This is a genomic window from Winogradskyella bathintestinalis (genome assembly GCF_030407435.1).
Lineage (GTDB): Bacteria > Bacteroidota > Bacteroidia > Flavobacteriales > Flavobacteriaceae > Winogradskyella > Winogradskyella bathintestinalis.
In genome coordinates this window covers 287,610-314,388 of record NZ_JASDDK010000002.1, presented here as the reverse complement: position 1 = coordinate 314,388, position 26,779 = coordinate 287,610, and the positions used below count along the sequence as shown (strand labels likewise).

Annotated in this window: 20 protein-coding genes; 5 read left to right on the top strand and 15 right to left on the bottom strand. The window is 33.0% G+C overall.

Translation table 11 applies throughout. The features are described from left to right. The first annotated feature begins 23 nt into the window (after positions 1 to 23). Entirely contained in the window at positions 24 to 1,181 is a 1,158-nt protein-coding gene (locus QMA06_RS06280) for a THUMP domain-containing class I SAM-dependent RNA methyltransferase (protein ID WP_290206015.1), read from the top strand. Between the two features lie 226 nt (positions 1,182 to 1,407). Here the strand turns inward: QMA06_RS06280 and QMA06_RS06275 are convergent, their stop codons facing one another. From QMA06_RS06275 to QMA06_RS06210, 14 genes are all read right to left on the bottom strand, one after another. After that, positions 1,408 to 1,884 carry a hypothetical protein gene (locus QMA06_RS06275; protein WP_290206014.1) on the bottom strand — a complete coding sequence of 159 codons (477 nt, stop codon included), beginning with the start codon at positions 1,882 to 1,884 and terminating at the stop codon, positions 1,408 to 1,410. 103 nt (positions 1,885 to 1,987) lie between these two features. After that, positions 1,988 to 4,399 (bottom strand): alpha-ketoacid dehydrogenase subunit alpha/beta, encoded by a 2,412-nt coding sequence (locus QMA06_RS06270; RefSeq protein WP_290206013.1) that lies wholly within the window; start codon positions 4,397 to 4,399, stop codon positions 1,988 to 1,990. A 349-nt stretch (positions 4,400 to 4,748) separates the two neighbouring features. Next, entirely contained in the window at positions 4,749 to 7,592 is a 2,844-nt protein-coding gene (locus QMA06_RS06265; protein WP_290206012.1) for a gluzincin family metallopeptidase, read from the bottom strand. Beyond that, positions 7,589 to 8,863: an endonuclease/exonuclease/phosphatase family protein gene (locus tag QMA06_RS06260; protein WP_290206011.1), complete on the bottom strand. Its 1,275-nt coding sequence runs from the start codon at positions 8,861 to 8,863 to the stop codon at positions 7,589 to 7,591. The genes QMA06_RS06265 and QMA06_RS06260 overlap by 4 nt, the downstream gene beginning before the upstream one ends. Before the next feature lie 33 nt (positions 8,864 to 8,896). Continuing rightward, on the bottom strand, positions 8,897 to 9,583 hold the full coding sequence (locus QMA06_RS06255) for an LOG family protein (protein ID WP_290206010.1): 687 nt from the start codon (positions 9,581 to 9,583) through the stop codon (positions 8,897 to 8,899). A gap of 174 nt (positions 9,584 to 9,757) precedes the next feature. Then, a complete protein-coding gene (locus QMA06_RS06250; protein WP_178988952.1) occupies positions 9,758 to 9,925 on the bottom strand; it encodes a lmo0937 family membrane protein in 168 nt (55 codons plus the stop codon). Positions 9,926 to 10,194: 269 nt separating this feature from the next. After that, on the bottom strand, positions 10,195 to 13,023 hold the full coding sequence (uvrA, locus tag QMA06_RS06245) for an excinuclease ABC subunit UvrA (protein ID WP_290206009.1): 2,829 nt from the start codon (positions 13,021 to 13,023) through the stop codon (positions 10,195 to 10,197). 515 nt (positions 13,024 to 13,538) lie between these two features. Continuing rightward, positions 13,539 to 13,982, bottom strand: a complete 444-nt coding sequence (locus tag QMA06_RS06240) for a sensor of ECF-type sigma factor (RefSeq protein WP_290206008.1) — start codon at positions 13,980 to 13,982, stop codon at positions 13,539 to 13,541. A 5-nt stretch (positions 13,983 to 13,987) separates the two neighbouring features. Continuing rightward, positions 13,988 to 14,491: a hypothetical protein gene (locus QMA06_RS06235; RefSeq protein WP_290206007.1), complete on the bottom strand. Its 504-nt coding sequence runs from the start codon at positions 14,489 to 14,491 to the stop codon at positions 13,988 to 13,990. Positions 14,492 to 14,571: 80 nt separating this feature from the next. After that, on the bottom strand, positions 14,572 to 15,114 hold the full coding sequence (locus QMA06_RS06230; RefSeq protein WP_290206006.1) for an RNA polymerase sigma factor: 543 nt from the start codon (positions 15,112 to 15,114) through the stop codon (positions 14,572 to 14,574). A gap of 447 nt (positions 15,115 to 15,561) precedes the next feature. Continuing rightward, complete coding sequence (locus QMA06_RS06225) at positions 15,562 to 17,388, bottom strand: ABC transporter ATP-binding protein (protein WP_290206005.1); 1,827 nt, start codon at positions 17,386 to 17,388, stop codon at positions 15,562 to 15,564. A 3-nt stretch (positions 17,389 to 17,391) separates the two neighbouring features. Next, positions 17,392 to 19,119: a phospho-sugar mutase gene (locus QMA06_RS06220; protein ID WP_290206004.1), complete on the bottom strand. Its 1,728-nt coding sequence runs from the start codon at positions 19,117 to 19,119 to the stop codon at positions 17,392 to 17,394. Positions 19,120 to 19,410: 291 nt separating this feature from the next. Continuing rightward, entirely contained in the window at positions 19,411 to 20,361 is a 951-nt protein-coding gene (locus QMA06_RS06215; RefSeq protein WP_290206003.1) for a glycosyltransferase family 2 protein, read from the bottom strand. Between the two features lie 45 nt (positions 20,362 to 20,406). Beyond that, positions 20,407 to 20,940 (bottom strand): DUF4199 domain-containing protein, encoded by a 534-nt coding sequence (locus QMA06_RS06210; RefSeq protein ID WP_290206002.1) that lies wholly within the window; start codon positions 20,938 to 20,940, stop codon positions 20,407 to 20,409. A 237-nt stretch (positions 20,941 to 21,177) separates the two neighbouring features. Here QMA06_RS06210 and QMA06_RS06205 point away from each other — a divergent pair, with 237 nt between their 5' ends. From QMA06_RS06205 to QMA06_RS06195, 3 genes are all read left to right on the top strand, one after another. Next, a complete protein-coding gene (locus QMA06_RS06205; protein ID WP_173280421.1) occupies positions 21,178 to 21,429 on the top strand; it encodes a type B 50S ribosomal protein L31 in 252 nt (83 codons plus the stop codon). Positions 21,430 to 21,579: 150 nt separating this feature from the next. Continuing rightward, positions 21,580 to 22,755, top strand: coding sequence for a GlmU family protein (locus QMA06_RS06200; protein ID WP_290206001.1), 1,176 nt, complete (start codon positions 21,580 to 21,582; stop codon positions 22,753 to 22,755). Positions 22,756 to 22,765: 10 nt separating this feature from the next. After that, on the top strand, positions 22,766 to 23,674 hold the full coding sequence (locus tag QMA06_RS06195; RefSeq protein ID WP_290206000.1) for a TolB family protein: 909 nt from the start codon (positions 22,766 to 22,768) through the stop codon (positions 23,672 to 23,674). An 81-nt stretch (positions 23,675 to 23,755) separates the two neighbouring features. On the opposite strand, the gene QMA06_RS06190 is transcribed toward QMA06_RS06195, so the two are convergent. Further along, positions 23,756 to 25,375, bottom strand: a complete 1,620-nt coding sequence (locus QMA06_RS06190) for an ABC transporter substrate-binding protein (protein ID WP_290205999.1) — start codon at positions 25,373 to 25,375, stop codon at positions 23,756 to 23,758. Between the two features lie 45 nt (positions 25,376 to 25,420). Here QMA06_RS06190 and mtaB point away from each other — a divergent pair, with 45 nt between their 5' ends. Next, positions 25,421 to 26,755 (top strand): tRNA (N(6)-L-threonylcarbamoyladenosine(37)-C(2))-methylthiotransferase MtaB, encoded by a 1,335-nt coding sequence (gene mtaB, locus QMA06_RS06185; protein WP_290205998.1) that lies wholly within the window; start codon positions 25,421 to 25,423, stop codon positions 26,753 to 26,755. The last annotated feature ends 24 nt before the right edge of the window (positions 26,756 to 26,779 follow it).

Here is a 26,779-nt window from a genome sequence, read left to right as displayed (position 1 = left end):
TTGTAATCTCACAGACCTAATGTATGGACAATAATTTCAAAATGTTAGCCAAGACACTATTTGGCTTCGAAGATATTTTAGCAAAAGAGCTTACCCAACTTGGCGCTATGCAAGTAGAAAAGGGAGTGCGTAATGTAAGTTTTGTTGGGGATAAAGGATTTATGTATAAGGCCAATCTCGGTTTAAGAACGGCAATTAAAATTCTAAAACCTATTCATTCTTTTAGAGTTGTTAAGGAAGAGGATCTATATAAACATGTTAAAAATATAAAGTGGGAAAACTACTTGAAGTCTACAGGTTCTTTGGCTGTTGATGCCACGGTTCATAATAGTGTTTTTACACATTCGCAATACACGGCTTTAAAAACAAAAGACGCTATTGTAGATCGATTTAGAGATATAGATGGCACGAGACCCGATGTAGATTTACGTTTTCCAGATTTAAAAATCAATGTTCATATTGATCGTCAGCGTTGCACGATTTCACTAGATACCTCAGGCGAATCCTTACATAGAAGAGGTTATAAAACGGCTACCAATATTGCACCAATAAACGAAGTTTTAGCTGCCGGACTAATTATTATGAGCGGCTGGGATGGGCAAACGGACTTTATGGATCCTATGTGTGGTAGTGGAACGATGTTGGTAGAAGCGGCTATGATTGCCTGCAATATACCGCCAAATTTAATGCGGAAGGAATTCGCTTTTGAACGGTGGGAAGATTGGGATGTCGATTTATTTGAAAAAATTGAAGAATCGCTTTTGAAAAAAACGCGTGATTTTCACCATAAAATATTAGGTTATGATAAGTCGCCTTCAGCCGTAGCCAAAGCCAAGGACAATATAAAGAATGCCCATTTAGATGAATTTGTGCATATTCAACATGAGGATTTCTTTAAAACTCAAAAATCTGGCAATGAGAAATTACATATGGTATTTAATCCACCCTATGGTGAACGATTAGAAAATTTGAATGTTGATGAATTTTATGGTAACATTGGTACAACTTTAAAGCATGGTTATCCAGGTACGAATGCGTGGTTAATTACTTCGAATCTTGAAGCTTTAAAATCTGTTGGACTTAGACCCTCACGAAAAATTAAAGTCTTCAACGCAAAGCTCGAAGCGAGATTGGTGAAGTACGAAATGTATGAAGGTAGCCGAAAAGCAAGTAAGCAATAATTTGTTGATTAGTTTTTAGCAGTAGTTATAATTTTTAAGCCGTAGCTATTTCTTTCTAATTCTAAACGTAAGTTAAGTTTTAAAAATGATATAAATTTCGAATGACTAATTGAATTTCCGTTAGGCTAATCGATACTACGTTGCAAATCTTTAGGTAATTGATATCAAACTATAGTTACCGTTTTCAGAATTCAAATTTGTGCCTTAGCATTTTCTTTAAATAGTTTTAGCGTTCCAATTGCTTTAATTGTAAATTATAGTCATACTGCAAATCTTCATGTAATACACTAATTTTTTTCTTAATAGAAGCCATCTGACGTTCGTATAAATTGCTGAGTGTGGTATTTCTATGTATTGATGGTTTCAACTCATTCAAACGTTCACAGAAATAGAGCAAGAGTTCAACTTCCGTCGTTTTCTTTAAGGAATACCGACTATAAATACGAATCTGTCTTAAAATCTTCCGAATGGTTTTCTTCATATAGAAATAACTGTCTGAGTTAATACCTTCAAACAAGTCATCTAAAGTTGATTTTACACTTGTAATGTATCCATCTTCGTCATGAGATTCAAATAATAAATAGGTGAGTAGTGCTTTGTTTTCTTTTTTAAATTTTCCTAAACGCAGACACAATTCTAGCAACTCTTCTTGAGGTAGGTGCTTTAGTTCTTTCTTTATAGTGACTATGGATTCAATTTTCATATTATAATTTTACACAGTTGAGGTTAAAATCACTTCTAAGATAAAAATAAAAGCAGTTAACTATAACTAATTAACTGCTTCAAAAAATTATAAATAGTGATGTTTATCTCAATTTTGGATAATCATTTGGATTTAGCTCGTGCATTACGTCATAAATCGCTTCAAATATATCTTCTACGGATGGTTTTGAGAAATAATCGCCATCAGTGCCATAAGCTGGTCTGTGCGCTTTTGCAGCTAGTGTTTTTGGTTGACTGTCTAAATATCGGAATGCATTTTGTTCGTTTATTATTTGATCTAAAATATATGCCGAGGCTCCACCTTTTACATCTTCGTCAATAACCATAACTCTATTGGTTTTTGAGATACTCTTTACGATATCGTGATTTAAATCAAACGGTAATAAAGATTGAATATCAATAATTTCAGCATCTATACCAACTACCTGTAGTTCTTTCGCTGCTTGTTCCACTAAGCGTAGGGTAGAACCATAAGACACTAACGTAATATCCTCACCCTCTCTAATGGTTTCAACGACCCCTAGAGGTGTTTTAAACTTACCGAGATTGTTAGGTAACTTTTCTTTTAGACGATAACCGTTTAAACATTCTACAACTAAAGCGGGTTCGTCACTATCTAATAATGTATTATAAAAACCAGCGGCTTTGGTCATATTTCTCGGAACTAAGACGTGGATACCTCTGATTAAATTGAGAACTCCACCTAATTGTGAACCAGAATGCCAAATGCCTTCTAAACGATGACCACGAGTCCTTACAATTAAAGGTGCTTTTTGGCGACCTTTAGTTCTATAATGAACGGTTGCTAAATCGTCACTCATAATTTGAAGCGCATACATTATATAATCTAAATATTGAATTTCGGCTATAGGGCGTAATCCGCGCATCGCCATACCAATACCTTGACCTATTATAGTAGCTTCTCTAATACCAGTGTCAGAAACCCTCAGTTCACCATATTTTTCTTGAAGTCCTTCCAGTCCTTGATTAACGTCACCAATATAACCAGCATCCTCACCAAAAATTAAAGCTTCAGGATAATTATTAAATATAGCATCAAAATTGTCTCTTAAAACTACACGTCCGTCAACATCTTGTGCCTTAGTATCGTAAGTTGGTAAAATTTCAGATTGGTTTAAGGCATTGTGTGATGATTCACTATATAAGTGTGAACTGTATTTTGGTTGATTTTTACTGATGTAATCATTAATCCAATTTTGAAGAGCCAATTTTTCAGAAGAAGATTCTGAAACTACGTAGCGTAATGCCTTGCGAGTAGCGGATAATAAATCGCGTCTCAATGGCTCATCCATAACTTCTAAATCGTTCTTTAATTTTTTGATAAAAACACCATTTGCGCTCGTTGAAGCTAAACGCTCTAAAATGTTCAGAGCTTCAATACGTTCTGCTAAAACAGGGTTAATAAAAGCGGTCCAGGCTGCTTTTTTAGCTGCTCTAACTTCTTTTTTAATACTACGTTCTAACGAGACTAATTCTTCAGTAGTTGCGATATTATTTTCAATAATCCATTTTCGCATTTGTACGTTACAATCGTATTCAGCTTCCCAAGCTAAACGTTCTTGATTTTTGTAACGCTCGTGAGATCCAGATGTAGAATGGCCTTGAGGTTGCGTTAGTTCTTGAACATGGATCATTACAGGAACATGTTCTTTTCTAGAAATTTTAGCAGCTCTTTGGTAGGTATCCATTAATTCAGGATAATTCCAACCGTCGACTCTAAAAATCTCGTAACCTTTATCGTCTTCATCGCGTTGAAACCCTTTCAAAATTTCAGATATATTTTCTTTCGTAGTTTGGTGCCTTGCATGTACAGAAATACCATAATTATCATCCCATATGCTAACGATCATAGGAACTTGTAACACACCAGCAGCATTTATGGTTTCAAAAAACAAACCTTCACTCGTACTAGCATTACCAATAGTTCCCCAAGCAATTTCATTTCCAGACTTAGAAAAATTTGTAGTGTCTATACCCTTAACTTTTCTATAGATTTTAGATGCTTGTGCTAAACCTAAAAGTCGAGGCATTTGGCCTGCCGTAGGTGATATATCGGCACTAGAATTTTTCTGTTCCGTTAAATTTTTCCAATGGCCATCTTCATCTAAGCTGTGAGTGGCAAAGTGGCCTCCCATTTGGCGGCCAGCAGACATAGGTTCATCTTTTATATCTGTATTGGCATACAAGCCGGCAAAAAACTGCTCTATAGTTAATTCGCCAATGGCCATCATAAACGTTTGGTCTCTATAGTAGCCAGATCGAAAATCACCATTTTCAAAGGCTTTAGCCCATGCAATTTGTGGAATTTCTTTACCATCACCAAAAATACCAAATTTGGCTTTACCAGTTAAAACTTCTCGACGCCCTAACAAACTACATTCTCTACTAGTTACTGCGAGTTTATAATCATTTAAAACTTCCGCTTTAAAATCATCAAAAGTAATTTCTGTTTTGGTGTTAGGATTAGTCTTCATCTAAGAACTGTTTTAAGTGTGAACTAAATTGTATTCGAATTAATTTAGTCTTGCGAAAGTACAAAAATTAAAAATTTTATACAATAGTACAGAACGTTATAATAATGAATTATTCTCACAAAAAGAATCAAAAAGCAAAGAATTCTCTAAATAAAATTAATAAATTAACTTTTCAATAAGAATTTGTTAATGAGCCTCGAAAAAATTGTTGTGCTTTTATATAAATTGAATGTTGATGTCTAGATCGAAACATTCTTAATATAACTTAGCACGCTTATATATTAAGGGCTATTAACTTTAAAAGAACTGTTAATGATTAAAGATTACAGATAAAGTATATGGCGACAGATTAATACCACTTTCGTCTAAATAGTCCTAAAAGGACTTGGGGATCTACAGTAAACATAAAACGGATCCGTTGGTCGTAGTTTTGTTGTGCGATTTCCCATCCAAGATTAGAATAAACAGGGAAATATATCTCAAAATAATCTTCCACCAAGGTTAATCGAATACCAGAATCGTAAACAAATTTGGCACTATCATATTTGTTTTTTACCAAACCAACATCTCCATAAGCCTGGATGTATCGCCAAATCGACGTACTAAAATTAGCCGTGGTCATCCATTGGTTGGCAAATGGTGTTTCTAATTTTGACTTAAATCCTCCTTCAGCTATTATAATTTGCTGGCTAAAGATGCCTGACGCTTCAGATCTTCCTAAATAGTTGAAATCGAATAAGTAATCTGTTGGTCTGTCGAGGGCGAAACTAAAATAATTAGATCCTAAATCCGAATTGTTTTTTAAAAAGTAACCTGCAAAAAATCTAAAATTGATATTTCTATTACTTTTAGTCAGTTTTCTAAATTCATAATTGAGAGATAGTTTACTGAATTTATCTGCAATTTGAACGTCAGTTCTAAATGTAGAATAGTTAATAATGCCTGGGTTAGAGTGGATGTATCTTAAGTTAAACACACCATAATCAGGTTCATCAATAGTAACGGTAGCATTTTCACCGAGTTCTCTTTTAATACTTACGTACCTGGCATTAATTTGATCTATTTTATTGGATCTGAAATCGGAATCATCTCTAAAGCTAAAAGTTATAGACGGACGTATCCGAGTAAAAAAAGCATCTTCAGCAAAGGCTTGATATCCTGCAGAGAGGCCATAGGTGATATCATATAGTTTCTGATTTTCTAAATTGTGCGTATAATAAACACTCAAACCACCTGTAAAGGATTTTGACTTTGTGGCATATTGAGGTGAGAATTTATAATTTAAACGTTTTCTTAGTATCGTTTTATTATAGAATTTCGCTCCAAGTGTTAAACCGTCATAAATATTGTTGAATTCAACTAGCGGCATCAGAAATACTTGATTATAGTTAGCGTCTTCAACATCTTTAAATAAACGAAACTGTAACGGTTTATTGTTAAGAAATGAGCCTTCTACTGCTTTGTAATTATCACGTTGATTATATTCTGGTATAATGTTGTTGAAATCTAAAGCTAACTTTTCCGTGCTGTCTTTTGGGATGGTGATTGTTTTAGTTTCTTTTATATTCTCAACCCATAATTTACCAATAACTGAATCGTTTTTTAATTTAAATAGAGATATTGGCATTGAATTATCTCGCTTGTTCTTAATGGTCAGTATTATAGAGTCTTGAGACGTTTTTACGTTTGAAATCTTGAAATCAATTTTTTTTCTAGTATTTATATAATCCGTGAAAAACCAACGTATATCTTTATTTGTTTTAGAGGTTACAAACGTCTCAAAATCACTAGTGTTGATTGATTTTAATTGATTTTTTTTAAGAAATTCTGTAATTAATTCAGATAAATTAATATCATTGGCAAATTCATCTAGATAATTAAGACCAATACCTGCTTTAAACTTACCAGCGATGTTGGCATTAAATTTTGTAAGAGAATCTTTAGACATAGTCAACGGCTGATCTTTATTTTTTCTGGCTATTTCCATAGCATATAAATAATACCGATAGTTGAAATTTAAATTTGCAGCATGAAACGATTTAATTCCCCAAATATCGGCCAAAGTACCTAATAGTTTCATATCTGGATAGTATTCTTCTACATATTTGGTTAAATAATATATTTGAAGCCCTTCACTTAACCAATGTTCTTTTCTTGGGTTGAGCAGAAGTACATTGTCTATATATTTTTTTACCGCCGTTTTAACTAATTTTAATTCATATTGAAAATCATTAGGAAAAGGCCTGAAAAAAGCGGGTAATTGGTTAAGTCCATATAAGGGGTTCTTACCGTAATCGATAGAAGACACTAACAATTGCTGATGTGGATAATCGCCCAAATGTTCGGTTAAATATTTCGTTACTCTATCTGTGATGATTGCTTTTTCTGGGCTTTGTAAACCTTTTTCGCTAATATTAGAGATTATGGTAAAGTCATCGGTTTGAACAAAACCGTAAGGGGGAAATTTATTTAGCGATAAATAGGTGTCGATGCGATTTTGGCCAGTAAGAATTGTTGTTTGGGTATTAGGATCTTCGCCAAAATCTACGGCGTTAAAATCTAGTTCAGACGTAACTTTGTAATTCCTTGGATGTGTAATTCGCAATGAGATATCCGATTTTGGTATAAATAAATCATCTAAATTTTTATTGCTATAATAGTGCCAATTTCCATTATAAACAGCTGGCGTAATATACCAGTATTTTAAATTGAAATCGTTCGATTTTGTGATACCATAATCTGTAAAAGTAGCATCTGGTATTAAAAGTTGGTAACTGAGTTTTATATGGTAAGCTTGACTTGGCTGTAAAGGGGTCTTTAAATTAACTTTTATGACATCTGGATGTTTTTCTAACCGACTATATTCTAACAAGGAATTATTCTCGTTTTTAATAGTCGTTATAACCGTTGATCCACGTTGCTCATCTTTTGCTAAATGAAATTTAGTGCTGAACTCTTCCTCAAAGCGTTTAGCTAATGGAGTAGATTTGCTTGAGTAACTATGATTCCAATCACTAAGATAAATGGCGTTAAGCACATCGTTAGATTCATTTTTATAAACAATGGTTTGAGAAATAGTTATAGTTTTGGTGTCTACATTTACCTCGGCACTTATATCCATAGCATTTTGAGCTTTAGAAGAAAAGCCAAACACTACAATTAAAAAGAATGCTATTATGAGATTTTTATTCAATTAGAAATGATAAATTTTATAGGATTACTTTGGGTATAAGATGTCTTTAAATAATACAAACCATTCTGCAAATCAGAAACATCAAAATGTTGATTCGGGGTGGAGTCCATTACGAAAGTTTTTATTTTCTGTCCCAAATTATTATAAATGTTTAAATGCGCATTGTAAAATTTAGCGTCATTAAGATTAACGGCAAGGCTTTGATTTATAATTGTAGCTTCCAGTTGAAGGGTGGATAATAACTCTTCATCCTTAATACTTAAAAACGTAGCTTCGGTCTGTAACGACATAGTAACGGGTAGATGATCGCTAAAATTGTATAATGCATTTCTTAATTCATACGAAAATGGCGACCCTGTGGTTTCACAATACGAAGAATTTATAGATTTATTCCAGCATGATGCTAATCCATTATTACCGTATACTTGATAAGAATTAGGCACGTAGGTGATATTTGCTGTAGTCGTCATTGATTCTGAAGTTAAAATAAAATCAAAACGGTCATCAAAACCACCAGAAGAACCTCCCAAATTGGTCCCTGAACGCGTAGATTGTGTAAAAACATCAGCAAAATTGGTATTATTATGCCAGTCGCCAACACGATTAGCTGGATCGACGAAAGTAATGGTATTATTTTGACTCAACAGACTTTGAAAGGCCGCTTCATTGGCTGAATATATATTGAGATCGCCTCCTAATAATACATTAGTATTGGCTGGTAATGTATCTAAAAAGTTTTCAAGTTCTTCTATCATTTCGAAACGCTTTTGAGCATTAACAACGCCGCTAGAAGCTTTTAAGTGTCCAATTACAATATAAATTTCAATAGGGTCTGTAGCCCGATTTATAGTTTTTAATTGCACACGATATACGTTAAAATCTCGTAAATTAGTGGGTACAATTATTTGGTCTATAATCGAAAACTTTGAGCTATTGAAATAGAGTAGATTTTGAAAATCGTTTTGATCACCTCTATAATCATCAGAAGTGTTAGAAACATAACTAGCCATTTCATAATTAGAATTGATACTCGATTTTGTAGTGTTTAGTATGTCTATTGCTCCAGTGATATTATTGAGTTCGCAGACTAAAAATAAATCGGGTTGATAATCATTTAGTATATAAGACAAGTCCGTAATTCGATTAGGAACTGTATTATCTAAAGGATAATTCAATAAATTATAAAACATCACTTTAATAGTTTCTTGGGAAGAAACGTTAGAAAAAGTGCATACAATTATTGTAAAAACACTTAGAATTTTCTTTTTCATAGCATTGAAATAGTTCTTCAAATAAAGTGTTTCCTAGAAGTTAGGACTCAAATCATATTCCTTATAAAAATCATCTAATACAGCTAAAACTTCATCTGCGGTGTCTACCAAATGAATTAAATCTAAATCGGTTGCGCTAATGTTTTTTGCCTCAATAAGTGTTTTCTTAACCCAATCCATTAGACCGCCCCAAAATTCGGTACCAACTAAAATGATAGGAAAACTTTCTATTTTATGTGTTTGAATAAGAGTTATAGCCTCAAACAATTCATCGAGTGTACCAAAGCCTCCGGGCATAACCACAAAACCTTGTGAATATTTTACAAACATTACTTTTCTAACAAAGAAGTAATCAAAATCGAGGCTTTTATCGTTATCTATATATGGATTGTCGTGCTGCTCAAAAGGTAATTCTATGTTTAATCCTACAGATGTTCCGCCAGCGATGTGCGCCCCTTTGTTACCTGCTTCCATAATACCTGGTCCTCCACCTGTAATAACACCATAACCATGATCTACTATTTTAGAAGCTACTTCTTCAGCTAACTTGTAATATTTATGATCTGGCTTAGTTCTTGCGGATCCGAATATAGAAACACAAGGTCCTATTTTACTTAATTTCTCATAACCATTAACAAATTCACCCATGATTTTAAAAATCGCCCATGAATCGTTTGTTTTTATTTCGTTCCAGCCCTTATGATTATTTTCTTTTCTCATTTAACGTATCTAATTTAGTATAACAATTAAAAAGCCATATTGAAATATGGCTTTATCTTAATTTAAAAGACCAGCAAATTTAAGATAAATTGCTCGAATTTGGCGTGTTATTAGCAAAAAAATAAGCGTATCGAAATGCATCGATACGCTTACAATTTTAATTTTTAATTGTTTTTATAATGGTTTTCTACCTGAAATAATGTTATATAAAATTATAATTACTGCAATTACTAGTAAAATATGAATTAAGCTACTAGAACCTAATCCAGGAACAATTCCTAATAATCCTAATAACCATACAACGATAGCTATTACTGCTACAAGCCAAAGAATACTTTTCATAATGTTTTGTGTTTTTGTTAGTTAATCGAAGTTAAAAAATATTCTTGAAACTGACGACCGGTTTAATCAAATGGGTTAAACATAATGTTAAATACGTTATAATTTGCAGTTTTACAGGCTTGTAAGGCCAATGGGCATTGGTGAAAACATCAATATTACTTATACTTAATTCAAATATAGGATATTTGTTTTCTGTAATTATTCCTTAATTATTGACTTCATATTTTGAACAAGATTTGAATTATTTTTAATAATCTAAGTGACTTAAATTAGTTTAATTCCTTTTTTAAAAATTGAGCTGTATAACTTTTTTTATTTTTAATAATTTGTTCTGGTGTGCCTTTGGCGACGACTTCTCCACCACCTTTTCCTCCTTCGTAACCTATATCTATAATATAATCTACAGTTTTAATAACATCGAGATTATGTTCAATAATTAAGACAGTATTACCTTTATCTGCTAATTTGTTGAGTACTTTCATAAGAACTCTAATATCTTCGAAATGCAAACCAGTAGTAGGTTCATCGAGTATATAAAAAGTATTGCCAGTATCACGTTTACTCAGCTCTGTAGCTAATTTTATACGTTGTGCTTCGCCCCCAGACAGTGTTGTGCTTTGTTGACCTAAAGTAATATATCCTAAACCCACTTCTTTAATGGTTTTGAGTTTTCTGTGAATTTTAGGAATGTGTTTAAAGAAATTAACAGCTTCATTAATGGTCATATTTAAAACATCACTAATAGATTTCCCTTTGTACCGAATTTCTAATGTTTCACGATTAAATCGTTTACCTTGACACGTTTCGCATTCAACATACACATCTGGCAAAAAATTCATTTCTATTACACGCAATCCAGCTCCTTGGCAGGTTTCGCAACGTCCACCTTTTACATTAAAGCTAAAACGACCTGGTTTGTAACCACGTATCATCGCTTCTGGTATCATCGCGAATAACTTCCGGATTTCATCAAAAGTTTTAGTGTACGTCGCAGGATTACTTCTTGGAGTACGTCCAATTGGTGATTGATTAATGTCAATGACTTTATCTAAATGTTCTAAGCCTTTTATGCTTTTGTATGGCATCGGTTTTTTTACACCATTAAAATAATGCGCATTAAGAATCGGGTAGAGTGTTTCGTTAATTAAGGTCGATTTTCCACTTCCCGAAACTCCGGTGACACCAATCATTTTTCCTAAAGGAAATTCTACATCCACATTTTTTAGGTTATTACCAGTACAACCCTTTAAAATTAGCTTTTTACCATTTCCTTTTCGTCTTGTTTTTGGCACTTCAATTTCTTTTTCACCATTGAGGTAAGCCGCGGTTAACGTATGTTGTTCTAGTAATTCTTTTGGTGTACCTTCACTTATAATTTCTCCGCCATGTTTGCCCGCAAAAGGACCAATATCAATTACGTGGTCGGCACGCTCTATCATATCTTTGTCGTGCTCAACTACGATAACCGAGTTGCCAACATCTCTTAGTGAGACTAAAGAATTAATGAGTTTTTCATTGTCACGTTGATGAAGTCCTATGCTTGGTTCATCTAAAATATATAACACACCGACCAATTGCGATCCAATCTGTGTTGCTAGTCTAATACGCTGCGCTTCACCACCAGACAGAGATTTAGAACTACGATTAAGAGATAAATAGGTGAGTCCTACATCTAATAAAAATTGAACCCTATTTCTAATTTCCTTAATAATTTCAGCAGAAATTTGTTGTTGCTTTTTTGATAATCTATTATTTAGATCTTTTAGCCATGTGCCTAATTCAACAACATCCATGTTTACTAATTCGGCAATACTTTTTCCATCTACTTTAAAATAAAGCGATTCTTTACGTAAACGAGATCCGTCGCAAACTGGACATTCAACCCGGTCCATATATTCTTTTGCCCAACGTTTTAAAGATGTAGAATCTGAGTTGTATTGGCTTTCAATAAAATTAGCTACACCTTCAAAATCGATTTTATAATCGCGAGTGACTCCTAACAATTTACTTTCTACAGTAAATTTATCTTTACCACCATGCAGTATGATTTGTTTGGCTGCTTCAGGAATATCTTTCCAAGCATCATTAAGTGAAAACTCAAAACGTTGTGCTATGGTTTCAAATTGCTTAAAAATCCAACTTTTCTTTTGGGGGCCGTGTGGGGCTAACGCTCCGTTTTTTATAGATAAAGAATCATCTGGTACTAATTTTGTATCGTTAACTACATATAATTCTCCTATCCCATTGCAATTTGGACAGGCCCCTTTCGGGGAATTGAATGAAAAGTTATTAGGTTCTGGGTTGGGATAAGAAATACCAGAAGAAGGACACATTAAATTTCGACTAAAAAAACGAGGTTCGTTAGTATCTTGGTCTATAACCATTAACACATCTTCCCCGTGATACATCGCGGTATTGATAGATTCCATTAATCGTTTCTCGTTATTTTCGGAATTATCAATCTTTAATCGATCAATTACAATTTCGATATCGTGAGTTTTATAACGGTCCAATTTTAAACCTTTTTCGATATCCACAATTTTACCATCAGTTCTTACTTTAACAAAACCTTGCTTAGCAATTTGTTGAAACAATTCGCGATAATGACCTTTTCTAGAACGTATTACTGGAGACAAAATATTAATGCGTTTGTCTTGATAAGACTCTAGAATGAGGTCTTTTATTTGCTCGTCGTTATAGCTCACCATTTGTTCGCCAGTTTCATAACTATAGGCATCCGCTGCTCTAGCATAAAGTAAACGAAGAAAATCATAAATTTCTGTAATGGTACCTACTGTAGAACGTGGGGATTTACTCGTTGTTTTTTGCTCAATGGCGATTACAGGAGATAGACCGTCTATTTTGTCTACGTCGGGACGCTCTAAACTTCCTAAAAACTGACGTGCATAAGCTGAAAATGTTTCAATATAACGACGTTGTCCTTCGGCATAAATTGTATCGAAAGCTAGCGACGATTTTCCACTACCAGATAAACCTGTGATTACCACAAGTTTTTCTCTCGGTATGGTAACATCAATGTTCTTTAAGTTGTGAACGCGTGCTCCTTTGACTTCAATAGAATCGTTAAATTGGCTCATACTTGATTTAAAATCTTTTGTGTTTTTAACAAAGTTGCAAAGGTAAGGATTTAGTTGTTAAATTATTGTGAAGCTTAATTCTGAGTTTGTTATCATTATTAGAACTGTTCCTGAATTAAGAATATTAATGTATTTAAAAACACTATAAATTGAAAATTAAGGAACGTTATATAAGTGTAGCTAAATTTTTAAACGCCTTTGTAAATGGATTAATAATTAAGGTATTGGAGGTAAACTATTTTGGGGTATTCTTTTAACTTCGTGTTGACAAAATACAGCATAATAGATATGGAAAAATTATTAAGAATTATAGGTGCGGCATGGGGCGCAAAGAAAATTGGAGGAGGCAAATGCGGTTGTATAGGTACTATCGTCGTATTTTTTATCCTATATTGGTTATTAGGATTTGTATTTAACATTTTTTAATGTACCAGAATTGTTACTGTGCTAAATAGTCTTAGTAAGAATTGTAGCATCTTTGTAAAATGATCTTATAATTATTCTAATTGAAGATTTTAATTTTTTCGTCCGTTATTAGCATGTCTCTTTTTGTACTCTTCAAACATTTTATGTTTAAAGGAGCGTTCGGCCTGATACAATTTAATTATTTTTGTAGCCGGAAGAATTTTAAATAATTCATTGAGTAATGACGATTGTAATTCTAATTTATCTTTTTCAATTTTTTCCATTTTCAGTAAAAGCGATTTCGCTTCACTTTCCGAAAGCTCTTCAGGGCTTTTATCTTTGCGACTCGTTTTAGAAGCCTGTCTAAGATTGTCTTTTTTATCTTCGTTGGCATTATAAATAGGCCAGAATTTTTGAGCTTCCTCTTTTGATAAATCCAATTGTTCAGTAATATGAGCAATTTTCAAAGCTTTCAATTTTTCTCTATCTAAACGTTGTGCAAATACACTCGATGAAATAAACAGGATGATAATAAATGTGTACAATGTTTTCATAATAATTAATCTGTAATAAAATCTTCAGTATCTATACTTTCTAAATATTCATTAATAGTGTCGTCTGAAAGGTTAATTTCAATAAAAGCAGTTTCAGAGATATCATTTGGGTTAAAAAATGATGCAAATTCTTCGCTTGTATAATCCTCTTGATATAAATAGTTTTCTATTGTTGCCGTATCAATGGCTTCTATATTAATTTGATCATCGCTATTAAAAAATAAGCCAAAAAGGAATATGATACTTGCGGCAATACCAATTATAGAGTAAGTTGTTGTTCTCGGTTTTAGAGAAATTACAGGTTTTTCTTCAGACTCTCGATTTCTTAATATATTGTTTTCTACGGTGTCAAAATAGTTCTTTGGCACCGTAAAGCCAGTTGAGTTCTCGCCATTAAGGAATTCTTTTTCATCCAAACGGTCATAGAGTTGGGCTTCCAACGTATCAAAATAATGGTCTGGGGTCTTAAAACCAGAAGTAGAAATATTATGTATTTTGTCTCTTTTCATTTTATGATGAACTCGTCAGTATTTCAGTCTTATAGAGTGGAATCTCATTTATTTATTAGACTTCAAATTTCTACAATAGTTTAATCTGAAGTTAAGTAGGTTTCTAATTTTTTTACCGCAATATGGTACGATGACTTCAGCGCACCTTCGCTTGTCTCTAAAATTTCAGCCATATCCTTATATTTTATTTCTTCGAAATACCGCATATTAAATACTAGCTGTTGTTTTTGTGGCAATGTAGCAATAGCTTTCTGTAATTTAAGTTGAATGGCATCACCTTCAAAATAAACATCTGCTGCTAAATTATTAATAGCTTTATTCTGATGTTCTTCGTTTGTAATCTGTAATCGTTTAGCATTTTTATTGATAAATGTTATAGATTCATTAGTCGCTATTCTATATAACCATGAAAACAGCTTACTTTCTCCTTTAAACTTATCGATGCTACGATGCACTTTAATAAATGTATTCTGAAGGACATCATCCGCATCTTCGTGTCGAATAACTATTTTTCTAATATGCCAATACAGTCGTTCTTTATAACGCTGCAATAATTCTCTAAACGCTGCATCTTTGGTGGCAGTATTTTGTAAACGTGTTATTAAGTCTGATTCGTCAATCAAGTGTGTTTATTTGATAGTAGGACTTAGAAAATTACAAAAAGTTTAATTAAAGACCGGTAAAAAATCGGCTGATTTTCGTCTATATGATTATCAGACAATTATAGCTAATCATATCGACGAAAGACAAATAATCACGACAAATAACATTTTTTTTCTTGTGTCGTTAATTTATTTGTTTTATGTTTGCTTTGCTTAACCTATTAGTTATCAGTCCCCCAAATCTGATAGCATAAAGAAGGATGTGTTTTATTACGCATCCTTTTTTGTGTTCTTCAGTAAACCTAACAAAGCAATTTTTCAAAAGTTATTGCTTTATAGGGATATTGTTATATTGTTTTTAGCATTACTATATCTTAAATATTTTAAAGTTTTATAGATAAACAACAGAAGACTACTCAAATTCAATTCCATTTTATTTAGATAAAATGAATTACAGTAATTTATGTGCTAATCAAAGCTTTGCATGTCAACAAGTTTTCTGTAGACCCCGTTTTTAGCTATTAAATCCGCATGAGTACCTTGTTCTGCAATCTCACCTTTTTGCATCACTACAATCTGATCTGCATTTTGAATTGTAGATAAACGATGGGCAATCACAATAGAAGTTCTGTTTTTCATCATATTTTCTAAAGCATCTTGCACTAATTTCTCACTTTCAGTATCGAGGGCAGAGGTGGCCTCATCTAAAATCATTATTGGTGGATTTTTAAGCACCGCTCTTGCAATACTTAAACGTTGTTTTTGTCCACCAGATAATTTATTACCAGAATCTCCAATATTAGTATCGATACCATTAGGTAAATCTTTAACAAATTCCCATGCATTCGCAATTTTCAAAGCATCAATTATTTCTGTATCAGTGGCATTTTCTTTTCCTAAAAGAATATTGTTTTTAATACTTTCATTAAATAGAATGGAATCTTGTGTTACTAAACCCATTAAACGTCGCAAGGAATGTTTGGTAATGTTTTTAATATTTTCACCATCTATGGTAATACTACCTTCATTAACATCATAAAATCGTGTCACCAAATTAGCAATGGTACTCTTACCACTTCCAGATTGTCCAACTAAAGCCACGCTTTTTCCTTTTGGGACTTCAATAGAAAAGTTTTTGAGAACGAAATCGGCTTCATATTTAAATGATACATTATTTAAACTAATATTAGTTTTAAAATCTTCTTTAGATTTTGCATTTGGTTGATCGTCTAAACTGCTTTCTGTTTCTAAAATATCCAGCACACGCTCTGCCGCTGCATTACCCGATTTCACTTGATAACTCGCTTTACTAATCGCTTTTGCGGGAGTTAATATTTGGTAAGATAATGCCATATAAGCAATAAAAGAACCCCCAGATAATGTTTGCTCTACCATTACCATATTGCCTCCATACCAGAGTAATGCTGCAATTGTGGCGATACCTAAAAACTCACTCGTAGGTGATGCCAAATTTTGGCGATTCATCAGGGTGTTAGAAAAATTATAAAATCGGTTTGTGGATTCTTGAAACTTACTGTAAAAACGTTTTTCAGCATTGAATCCTTTAATCACTTTTAGACCTCCTAATGTTTCTTCTAAAGTTGAAAGAAAGATACCTTGTTCCTTTTGAACTTTGTCAGATTTTCGCTTTAAACTTTTACCAATTCGCGATATGATAAAGCCTGCAACGGGAATAAAAATAAATACAAAAATCGTAAGTTTTACGGAAATCATAAACATCGCTACAATGGCAAATACAATTGTTAAAGGTTCTTTTACAATCAATTCTAAAACCGAAAGCATTGAATTTTTAACCTCGTTAACATCACCAGAAATACGAGCAATAATATCTCCTTTTTTCTTTTCAGAGTAGTAGGAAATAGGGAGAGTTACCACCTTATTATAGATTTCATCTCGTAAATCCCTAAGCACTCCGTTTCTTAAAAATGTAATAAAGAACAACGCTAAATAATTGAATAAGTTTTTAAGTAGGAAAAGGCTAATAATTAAAACAATCATATACAACAGGGCCCGTTGAGGACCATCTGTTGCTGTGGTTGTGGTAACTATATAGTTTAAGTAATTTTCAGAATAATCTTTAATTTCATTGAGACCATTATAAACTGGTTTGGCAAACACTTTTTCACTTTCTCCAAATAGCACATTTATCATGGGCATTAATGATAACATGGCCATTGTGCTAAATAATGCATAAAAAACATTACAAATAATATTTAGTACAGCATAGCGTTTATAAGGAACAATAAACCGCGATAACTTTTTTATATAATCCATTAATTACAAATTCATATCCCTAAGGATGGCATCAATTCTGTCATCCAACAATTGCTCCGTTTTTTTGAAGTCTGCCGAATTGTCAAGATCAGTATTTACACTTATATAAAATTTTATTTTAGGTTCGGTACCACTTGGGCGTAATGCTATTTTACTGCCATCTTCTGTATAATAAATTATGACATTAGACTTTGGAATATCTAATGTTGTTTCTTCATTGTTTTGAAGATTTTTAGAAATTGATAAATCATAATCCTCTATTAAAACTACTTTTTGGCCGTTAATTTCTTTTAAAGGATTGTTTCTGGCATCTATCATCATTTGTTTAATTTCTTGAGCTCCCGAAATTCCTTTTTTAGTTAAAGAAATTAAGCGTTCTTTAAAGAAACCGTGTTCTATATATAAATCTATTAACTTTTGGTACAGGGTTTTTCCATTCGCTTTGGCTTGTGCAGCAATTTCACAAGCTAAGAGAGTAGATGTAACAGCATCTTTATCTCTAACGAAGTCGCCAACCATAAAACCAAAACTTTCTTCTCCTCCTCCAATAAAATCGAGTTCAGGGTAGTCTTTAATCATTTTAGCGATCCATTTAAACCCCGTTAATCCTATTTTACAATCTACATTATATGCATCGGCTAAAACGGACATCATTGGTGTCGAAACAATGGTAGAAGCTACAAATTGGTTTCCGTTGATTTTGTTTGATTTCTTCCATTGTTCTAAAAGAAAATCCGTCATTAAAATCATGGTTTGATTACCATTAAGTATCACCAATTCATTGTCTAAGTTACGTGTTACCACACCTAAACGGTCGCAATCTGGATCAGTACCAATTACTATATCTCCATTAACTTTTTCTGCCAATTCCATGGCCATTTTTAAAGCTTCTGGTTCTTCAGGATTTGGTGAAACTACGGTTGGAAAATCGCCATTAGGTAAGCGTTGTTCTTCAACAATATGTACATTTGAGTAACCGGCACGTTTTAAAGTCTCTGGTATCGCCGTGATTGAGGTGCCATGTAAGGACGTGAAAACAATGTTCAAGTTAGCTTTGGCTTCCGCAGACGTATCGAAACTTCCATTTTCCACAGAAGCATCTATAAATACGTCATCAATATCTTTTCCGATATACTGAATTAAATCTTTATTTGCCTCAAACTTAATTTCCGAATAATCTAAACTATTTATTTCCGCAATTACACCTAAATCTTGTGGAGGAACTAACTGACCGCCATCTTGCCAATAGACCTTATAACCATTATACTCTGGTGGATTGTGCGACGCGGTAAGTACAATACCACAATGACAGTTTAAATGTTTTAATGCGAATGATAATTCTGGGGTTGCTCTTAAATCTTCAAATAAATAGACTTTAATCCCGTTGGCCGAAAACACATCTGCTACTAGCTTTCCAAAAGTATCACTATTATGTCTGCAGTCGTAAGCAATAGCTACTTTTATCTCTTCGTTAGGGAATGATTCTTTTAAATAATTACTCAAACCTTGAGTGTTTTTGCCTAAAGTGTATTTGTTGATCCGGTTAGTACCTAATCCCATTATACCTCGCATCCCACCAGTTCCAAATTCAAGATCTTTATAAAAGCTCTCTTCTAATTCTTTCGGATTAGAGGCAATCATATCTTTGATTGTTTTTTGAGATTCGTCATCAAAAGTTGGGGTTAACCAAGCATTTATTCGGTCTAAAATTTCTGGTTTAATATGGATCATGGTTGTAAAGATTTATAAGCTAAGTTATTTGTTAAACAAAAATAAACAATTCAAAATTTGGAAATAGCCTGAACGATTATAAATTCCATCAAGACTCAACATTTGTGTGCGTATAATTTTTTTTAGACATTACAGATATTTTCACATTTAAGCAAAAAAATAGGGGACATGAAAAATATAAATACTTTTTAAATAAGTAATAAGATTTAGACTCCCTAATTAACGTATAACATACAAGTTTCAAAAGTCGAAGGGTTAGTTAAAGCATCACCCTATAATTACAATTCTCAGCTAAGATACATTTAAATTTTCTTTGATAAAGTAACGTTGTTGCTCTCGTTTAGAACGCAAAACAAGTTCACCCAAAAAGCCAGCAATAAAAAATTGCGAACCGATAATCATAGTAGATAAAGCGATATAGAATTGAGGTCGATCTGTGATGAGTCTTCCAGTTGGATTTAAAAATAATTTGTCAATACCTAGGTAGAAAGCAAATCCTAAACCGATAATAAACATCATAACTCCAAGAGCGCCAAATAAATGCATGGGGCGTTTTCCAAATCGAGAAATAAACCAAATGGTAAGCAAGTCTAAAAATCCATTGATGAAACGGTTCATTCCGAATTTAGTATGACCATATTTTCGGGCTTGATGTTGTACCACCTTTTCTCCAATAGTGGTAAATCCAGCATTTTTAGCTAATACGGGAATGTAGCGATGCATTTCGCCATATACATCAATATGTTTTACAACGGTATTAGAGTACGCTTTTAAACCACAATTAAAGTCATTGAGCTGAACACCAGAGGTGCGTCTTGCTGCCCAATTAAACAATTTTGAAGGTAAGTTTTTAGAAAAATAGGAGTCGTACCGTTTCTTTTTCCAACCCGAAACAAGATCAAATTTTTCATTTTTTATCATTTGATATAACTCGGGGATTTCTTCAGGATTATCTTGTAAATCCGCGTCCATAGTTATAACCACATTTCCGGCAGCTTTTGCAAAGCCAGCATGTAAGGCTTGAGATTTTCCGAAGTTTTTTATAAACCGAATGCCTTTAACATTGGGATTTATTTCAACAAGTTCAGAAATAATTAGCCAAGAATTGTCAGTACTACCGTCATCTATAAACAAAATTTCATAAGAAAATTGATTGGATAACATCACTGATGCTATCCAATCGTGTAATTCATTTAATGATTCTTCTTCGTTAAGTAGTGGTATTACTACTGATATATCCATTGAGCTTTTGTCTAATTATATAGACTTCAAAAATAGAGAATTTTTTTAAGCAATGTGAGGATCATTTCGTTTAACTACAGCAGCTACAATTAAACCCACAATACTAAATCCAACAAGTTGATAAGCCATAGATTTTAAAGAATTACTAATGGTAAAAAAGCTACCTTGAGCTTCAGCCTGTTTCATTGCCTCATCGATAGCAGATTGAGGTGCCCCAAAATTTTGCATCATGGTCAATTGCGTATTTATAATCTTTTCTTGCAATAATGTTGCAGCATCGGGATCAATGAAGTTAAATATGATTAAACCAATAAGAGCAGGAATTACTATTCCAATAGCTATAGTAATAAAAAAAGCAGTAAAAGCGTTCTTAAAACTTATAAAGCCTTCTAACAGTTTTCTGGCCTGAACAGCTGAAACAATTCCGAAAATAATAACGAGTATCATTTGACTAATTCCAAACCACCATTTTGTGAATAGATCTAAATAGGCGGCATAACCTATTATCGTTAATGAAGACAGAATTAATGCTAAATAAATGCCATAAGTCGTTGCAGAAGATTTTAAAGTTTTTTCCATTATTAGTAGTTTTGTTGGTTAAATAATTTGTTAGTATTCAAAGATAGAGAATTGTTACAGTATATTTTGTGAAAACTGAAAATCCACCCTTTAAAACGGAAAACTTGTCGACAAAAAGGCATAGATATAAACCATTTATTATAAAGTTAGAATAAATTCATAAAAAAAGATTGTACATTTATAAAAATTACTTAAATTTGCACCTCGAAAAATCGAATACATTTAAAGCATTTAGTGATGAAAGCAGGAATACATCCAGAAAATTATAGAGTAGTAGCGTTTAAAGATATGTCTAATGAAGAGGTGTTTTTAACAAAATCTACAGCAGATACAAACGAAACTATTGATGTTGATGGTACTGAATATCCATTAGTTAAATTGGAAATTTCTAGAACATCTCATCCATTTTATACAGGTAAATCTAAATTAGTAGATACAGCTGGTCGTATTGATAAGTTTAAAAACAAATACGCTAAGTTTAAAAAATAAACCTAGCTTACCGATAGTTAATAAAGCCTTTCTAAAAATAGAAAGGCTTTTTTGTTTTCTATATTTAAACTATTTTTGAACCGCTAATCGAAGTTTTGAGTAATATTATTAAAGCATTTAATTTCAAAACTTTAAACTATAAAATTTAGAATGAACTATATATTATTCGACGGTCCTTATCGCAACAATTTATTGCCATTTACTTTTACAAGACCTGTAGCAGATATTAGGGTTGGTATTTTAACTATTAGACAAAAATGGGAATCTTACTTAGAATACACTACCACAACGATTACTGAAGATTATTTGGCTGATAAGTTTCCAATGGTTGAAATGGATGAGAATATTATGATAAATGCCTCATTCCTTCCTAATTTCGAAGTGGTTGAAATTGTAAAAAATTTGAGTCATAACCAAGCGTTATTTAAAGATGAAGATGTAATTGCCTTTTATGCTAAAGAAGGGGAGGAGCATTCTGATTTTTCCACGTTTGAGGCTATAGAACTGCAAGGTGATATATTAAAAATTGAGCATACTTGGGACATTTTCTCTAAAAACGGAGAAGCTATAGTCGAAGATTTCAATTTAATTACAAAGGACAGAAAATCGCAACCGATTCCTTCCACTATAAATACCATAAATCCTGAAAACATTTTTATTGAAAAAGGCGCTACATTAAATTTTGCGACTTTAAATGCAAGCTCTGGACCGATTTATATTGGCAAGGACGCTGAAATTATGGAAGGTTCGATGGTTAGAGGCCCTTTTGCACTATGCAATAATGCGACTCTAAAATTAGGCACCAAGGTTTATGGTGCAACCACAGTAGGCCCCTATAGTAAAATTGGAGGTGAAGTTAGTAATTCGGTTATTTTTGGATTTTCAAATAAAGGACATGATGGCTTTTTAGGCAATTCAGTTTTAGGAGAATGGTGTAATCTGGGGGCAGATACTAACATTAGTAATTTAAAAAATAATTATGCGGAAGTAAGACTTTGGGATTACGAAACCGAAGGTTTTGCAAAAACGGGATTACAATTTTGTGGATTAATGATGGGGGACCATAGCAAATGTGGTATTAACACTATGTTTAATACCGGTACAGTTGTTGGTGTAAGTGCTAATATCTTTGGCAGTGGTTTTCCTCGAAATTTTATACCGAGTTTTTCATGGGGAGGAAGTAAAGGTTTTGTAACCTATAAAACGAATAAAGCGTTTGAAGTCGCTGAAGTAGTTATGGCCAGACGAAAGGAAGAATTTACAGCTCAAGACGAAGCTATTTTAGAACATATATTTGAAGAAACAAAAAGTTATAGACGAGAATAAATTGAATAATATGACACTTAAATTGAAATTTACGCTACTTTTTTTACTTACTATAAGTTTTGTTTTTGCACAGAAAGTCACAATTAAAAAGCTTAAGATCAATAATAAATTCGATCATTTTGCTGCTAGAGTTGTTAATGATAAAATATTCTTTAGTTCTAATCTATTGACAAATAGAGGTCGAGAAATATTAGATTTGTACGAGCAAAAGTTGTTTGGTATTTATGAAGGTACTGTTGATGTTGAAGGGGAAATAGATAATGTTGAGTTAATTACAAGACGTGAAGTCGGTATGTCCAATATGTCCGTTGCTACTTATTCTAAAGATGGAAAGTATATGTATTTTACTGCGAACCATACAGCAAAAGGTGAGAATAAATTAAAGGATAAAAACACGTTTAATCTTTTAATTCAGCGTGCAGAATATAAAGAAGGTAAAGGTTGGACTAATTTTACAATTTTACCATTTTGCGATTCAGACTTTAATTTTGCTCACCCCGCATTGAGTCCAGACGGAACGACCTTATATTTTATTGCTGACGTAAAGGGAACCAAAGGAAAGTCGGACTTATACAAGGTTTCGGTTTCAGGTCATAAAACATACGGGGAAATTACAAGATTAGCGGACCAGATAAATTCTTCTCGTACTGAGATTTTTCCTTTTGTAAGTGCAGATAATAAGCTATATTTTTCTTCTGATCGACGAGGTGGAAAAGGTGGTATAGATATTTATAGTTATGATTTGGGTTCTAATGACGAAAAACAGAAGCCAGTATCTCTCGATGCTCCTATTAACGATCGTGGTGACGATTTTTCGTTTTTTTTAAATGACGATTTAACTTCCGGTTATTTGTCTTCAAGACGTTTGAGAGGTGAAGGTGGTGATGACTTATATTATTTTACCGGATTTGATAATTAGATTTCATCCAGTTTTAACGTTGAAAGTTTTGCTTCCTAATTTTAATCTTTTTCCAGTTTTCCTTTAACGACTTTAAGAGTGTTATTCTGTTTTTCGTACGGATTTCAATTCTAATAAATTTGTAGCGTTGATTCCTAAACCTTTCACATTTTTTTGCGTAAACCGTACCACTTCATCATAAAATAATGGCACAATAGGGGCGGAATTCATTATAAGTGAATCCATTTTGGTATAAAGTTCTGCTCTTAAATCTGGATCAGTTTCTAAATATGCTGCTTCGTACATGCGATCGAATTCTTCATTTTTAAAATGCGTATAATTTGGACCATTTGGAGCAAAATTCTTACTGTAATATAAAGACAGGTAATTTTCAGCATCAGGATAATCGGCAATCCAACTAGCTCTAAAAAAATCGAGCTGACCGTTCGCTTTAGCATCTTTTAAACTCGATGCAGGTATAACATCAACATTAACTAACAGTCCTGTTTTTTGTAGTTCACGTTGAATAAATTCACAATAACTTAAATAATTACTAGTGGTAGTTAAAGTAATTTCAGGATTTTTAATACCCGTTTCAGATTTAAATTCTGATACCAATTGTTTTGCCAAGTTGGGCTGATAATTAAAACCAATTGAGGCATTATAGCCCGGAAGTCCTTTTGGGATAAAGCCACCATTAGCAGGAATTCCGATGCCGTTTCTCAAATAGGTCATCATTTTATGTTTGTCGAAACCTACATTAATCGCTTTTCTTAATTTCAAAGACTGAATGGTGCTCAACTCCGTTTTCATATAAAAACCCAAGTATTCTGTATTGAGATATGGACCACGAATCATTTTTATATCAGTAGCGTAGCTTCGTCTTAATTGGCCTTCGGCTGTTAAAATTTCGTCTTTGTAGGATCCATCTAAACTGTTTAGAAAATCGATGTTCCCTTGCGCGAATTGTAAAAATTCACTTTGTTTATCTGGTAAAAATGTAATAGAAACGGCTTCAAGATGTGGCAATTGCTGACCTGTAGAATCGGATTCAAAATAATAATTGTTTTTTCGGAATACCAATTTTAGGTTTTCTTCCCACCGTTTAAATTTAAATGGACCAGTTCCAATCGGATTTGATCTAAAATCGTTGCCATAATAATTTACAACTTCCTTAGGAACTACGGAACAATATTTCATGGTGAGTAATCCTAAAAACGCAGGAAAGGGTTGTTTGAGTTTTATTTGGAAGATAGAGTCGTTTAAAGCTGAAAAATCTTCAACCTTATTCAACACCCAACTGCCTGGTGACGCAATAGATTTATCTCTTAACCGATTAAAACTATATTCAAAATCAGAAGCGATGACTTTTCTTGAAGAGTCTTTTTTAAACAACTTATGTTTGTGAAAAAACACATCATTTCGAAGTGTAAAATTGTACGTTTTAGCGCTATCCGTAATTGTCCAACTTTTTGCAATGCTGGGTATTACATTAAGTTGGTCGTCCATTTGTACTAACCCATTAAATAATTGGTGTGTTGCCCATATATCTGCTAAATCTTTTGAAAAAGCAGGGTCTAAGGAGCCAATATTCTTATGTTCATTGTATCTAAAAACAAGATGCTCTTTATCAGATGACTCTTTAGAAGCACAAGACAATTGTATTAAAATTAATAATAGAACTGATAATCTGGTATGTAAAAGTTTAATGAGTTTTAGCATATAATTTATATGTTGTAAATTTGCCAACTTGGTAAAAATACAAGAATGAATCCAACAAAAAAAGTCGCATTTTATACATTAGGTTGTAAACTTAATTTTTCTGAAACATCTACTATTGCCAGAGGTTTTAAAGATGAAGGATTTGAACGTGTGGATTTTAAGGAAGAAGCCGATATATACGTAATTAATACCTGCTCTGTTACTGAAAACGCTGACAAACGATTTAAGACCATTGTAAGTCAGGCACAAAAAAAGAACCCTGACGCTTTTGTTGCGGCAATAGGTTGCTATGCGCAATTAAAACCGGAAGAATTAGCCGATGTTAATGGGGTTGATTTAGTTTTGGGTGCGACAGAGAAGTTTAAGATTACGGATTATTTAAATGATTTAACAAAGAATGACTATGGCGAAGTACATTCTTGTGAAATTAAAGATGCTGATTTCTATGTTGGTAGCTATTCCGTTGGCGATAGAACTAGAGCATTTTTAAAAGTTCAAGACGGCTGCGATTATAAATGTACCTATTGCACCATTCCGTTGGCTAGAGGAATTTCGCGTAGTGATACGATGGGTAATGTGCTTAAAAATGCTAAGGAAATTTCTGATCAAGGCATTAAAGAAATAGTGCTGACAGGAGTTAATATAGGTGATTACGGTAAAGGTGAATTTGGCAATAAAAAACACGAACACACTTTTCTGGATTTGGTAACCGCACTAGATGACGTTAAAGGTATTGAACGATTAAGAATTTCTTCAATTGAGCCTAACTTATTGAAAAATGAGACTATTGAATTGGTAGCAAACTCTAGAGCATTTGTACCCCATTTTCATATACCACTTCAAAGTGGAAGTAATGTTATATTAAAAAAGATGAAACGTCGCTACATGAAAGAACTGTATGTAGATCGTGTTTCAAAAATAAAAGCAATAATGCCCCATGCTTGTATTGGTGTGGATGTCATTGTAGGTTTTCCTGGTGAAACGGATGAATTATTTTTAGAGACTTATAACTTTCTAAACGAATTGGATATTTCTTACCTACACGTATTTACATATTCTGAGCGTGATAATACAGAAGCTGCAGAGATGGATGGTGTAGTTTATAAAAATGTAAGAGCTAAACGTAGTAAGATGCTTAGAGGTTTGTCGGCTAAAAAACGAAGAGCATTTTATGAAAAGCAACTAAACACAACGCGTTCGGTTTTATTTGAAGGCGAAAACAAAGAAGGTTACATCCACGGATTTACCGAAAACTACGTAAAAGTAAAAGCTCCTTGGAATCCTGAATTGGTAAATACACTACAAAAGGTGGAACTCACCGAAATTGATGACGATGGTTTAGTGCGGTTTCAAACTCTAGAAAATTTTGCGATTAACTAGGAATCCCTGAAGTTTAATAGCGTT

Excerpts from the sequence above, each read along its gene's own strand:
- QMA06_RS06280 (WP_290206015.1), top strand. The coding sequence starts at position 24 with ATGGACAATAATTTCAAAATGTTAGCCAAGACACTATTTGGCTTCGAA.
- QMA06_RS06275 (WP_290206014.1), bottom strand. The coding sequence starts at position 1,884 with ATGAAAATTGAATCCATAGTCACTATAAAGAAAGAACTAAAGCACCTA.
- QMA06_RS06270 (WP_290206013.1), bottom strand. The coding sequence starts at position 4,399 with ATGAAGACTAATCCTAACACCAAAACAGAAATTACTTTTGATGATTTT.
- QMA06_RS06260 (WP_290206011.1), bottom strand. The coding sequence starts at position 8,863 with ATGAAAAAGAAAATTCTAAGTGTTTTTACAATAATTGTATGCACTTTT.
- QMA06_RS06255 (WP_290206010.1), bottom strand. The coding sequence starts at position 9,583 with ATGAGAAAAGAAAATAATCATAAGGGCTGGAACGAAATAAAAACAAAC.
- QMA06_RS06250 (WP_178988952.1), bottom strand. The coding sequence starts at position 9,925 with ATGAAAAGTATTCTTTGGCTTGTAGCAGTAATAGCTATCGTTGTATGG.
- uvrA (WP_290206009.1), bottom strand. The coding sequence starts at position 13,023 with ATGAGCCAATTTAACGATTCTATTGAAGTCAAAGGAGCACGCGTTCAC.
- QMA06_RS06240 (WP_290206008.1), bottom strand. The coding sequence starts at position 13,982 with ATGAAAACATTGTACACATTTATTATCATCCTGTTTATTTCATCGAGT.
- QMA06_RS06235 (WP_290206007.1), bottom strand. The coding sequence starts at position 14,491 with ATGAAAAGAGACAAAATACATAATATTTCTACTTCTGGTTTTAAGACC.
- QMA06_RS06225 (WP_290206005.1), bottom strand. The coding sequence starts at position 17,388 with ATGGATTATATAAAAAAGTTATCGCGGTTTATTGTTCCTTATAAACGC.
- QMA06_RS06220 (WP_290206004.1), bottom strand. The coding sequence starts at position 19,119 with ATGATCCATATTAAACCAGAAATTTTAGACCGAATAAATGCTTGGTTA.
- QMA06_RS06215 (WP_290206003.1), bottom strand. The coding sequence starts at position 20,361 with ATGGATATATCAGTAGTAATACCACTACTTAACGAAGAAGAATCATTA.
- QMA06_RS06210 (WP_290206002.1), bottom strand. The coding sequence starts at position 20,940 with ATGGAAAAAACTTTAAAATCTTCTGCAACGACTTATGGCATTTATTTA.
- QMA06_RS06205 (WP_173280421.1), top strand. The coding sequence starts at position 21,178 with ATGAAAGCAGGAATACATCCAGAAAATTATAGAGTAGTAGCGTTTAAA.
- QMA06_RS06200 (WP_290206001.1), top strand. The coding sequence starts at position 21,580 with ATGAACTATATATTATTCGACGGTCCTTATCGCAACAATTTATTGCCA.
- QMA06_RS06195 (WP_290206000.1), top strand. The coding sequence starts at position 22,766 with ATGACACTTAAATTGAAATTTACGCTACTTTTTTTACTTACTATAAGT.
- QMA06_RS06190 (WP_290205999.1), bottom strand. The coding sequence starts at position 25,375 with ATGCTAAAACTCATTAAACTTTTACATACCAGATTATCAGTTCTATTA.
- mtaB (WP_290205998.1), top strand. The coding sequence starts at position 25,421 with ATGAATCCAACAAAAAAAGTCGCATTTTATACATTAGGTTGTAAACTT.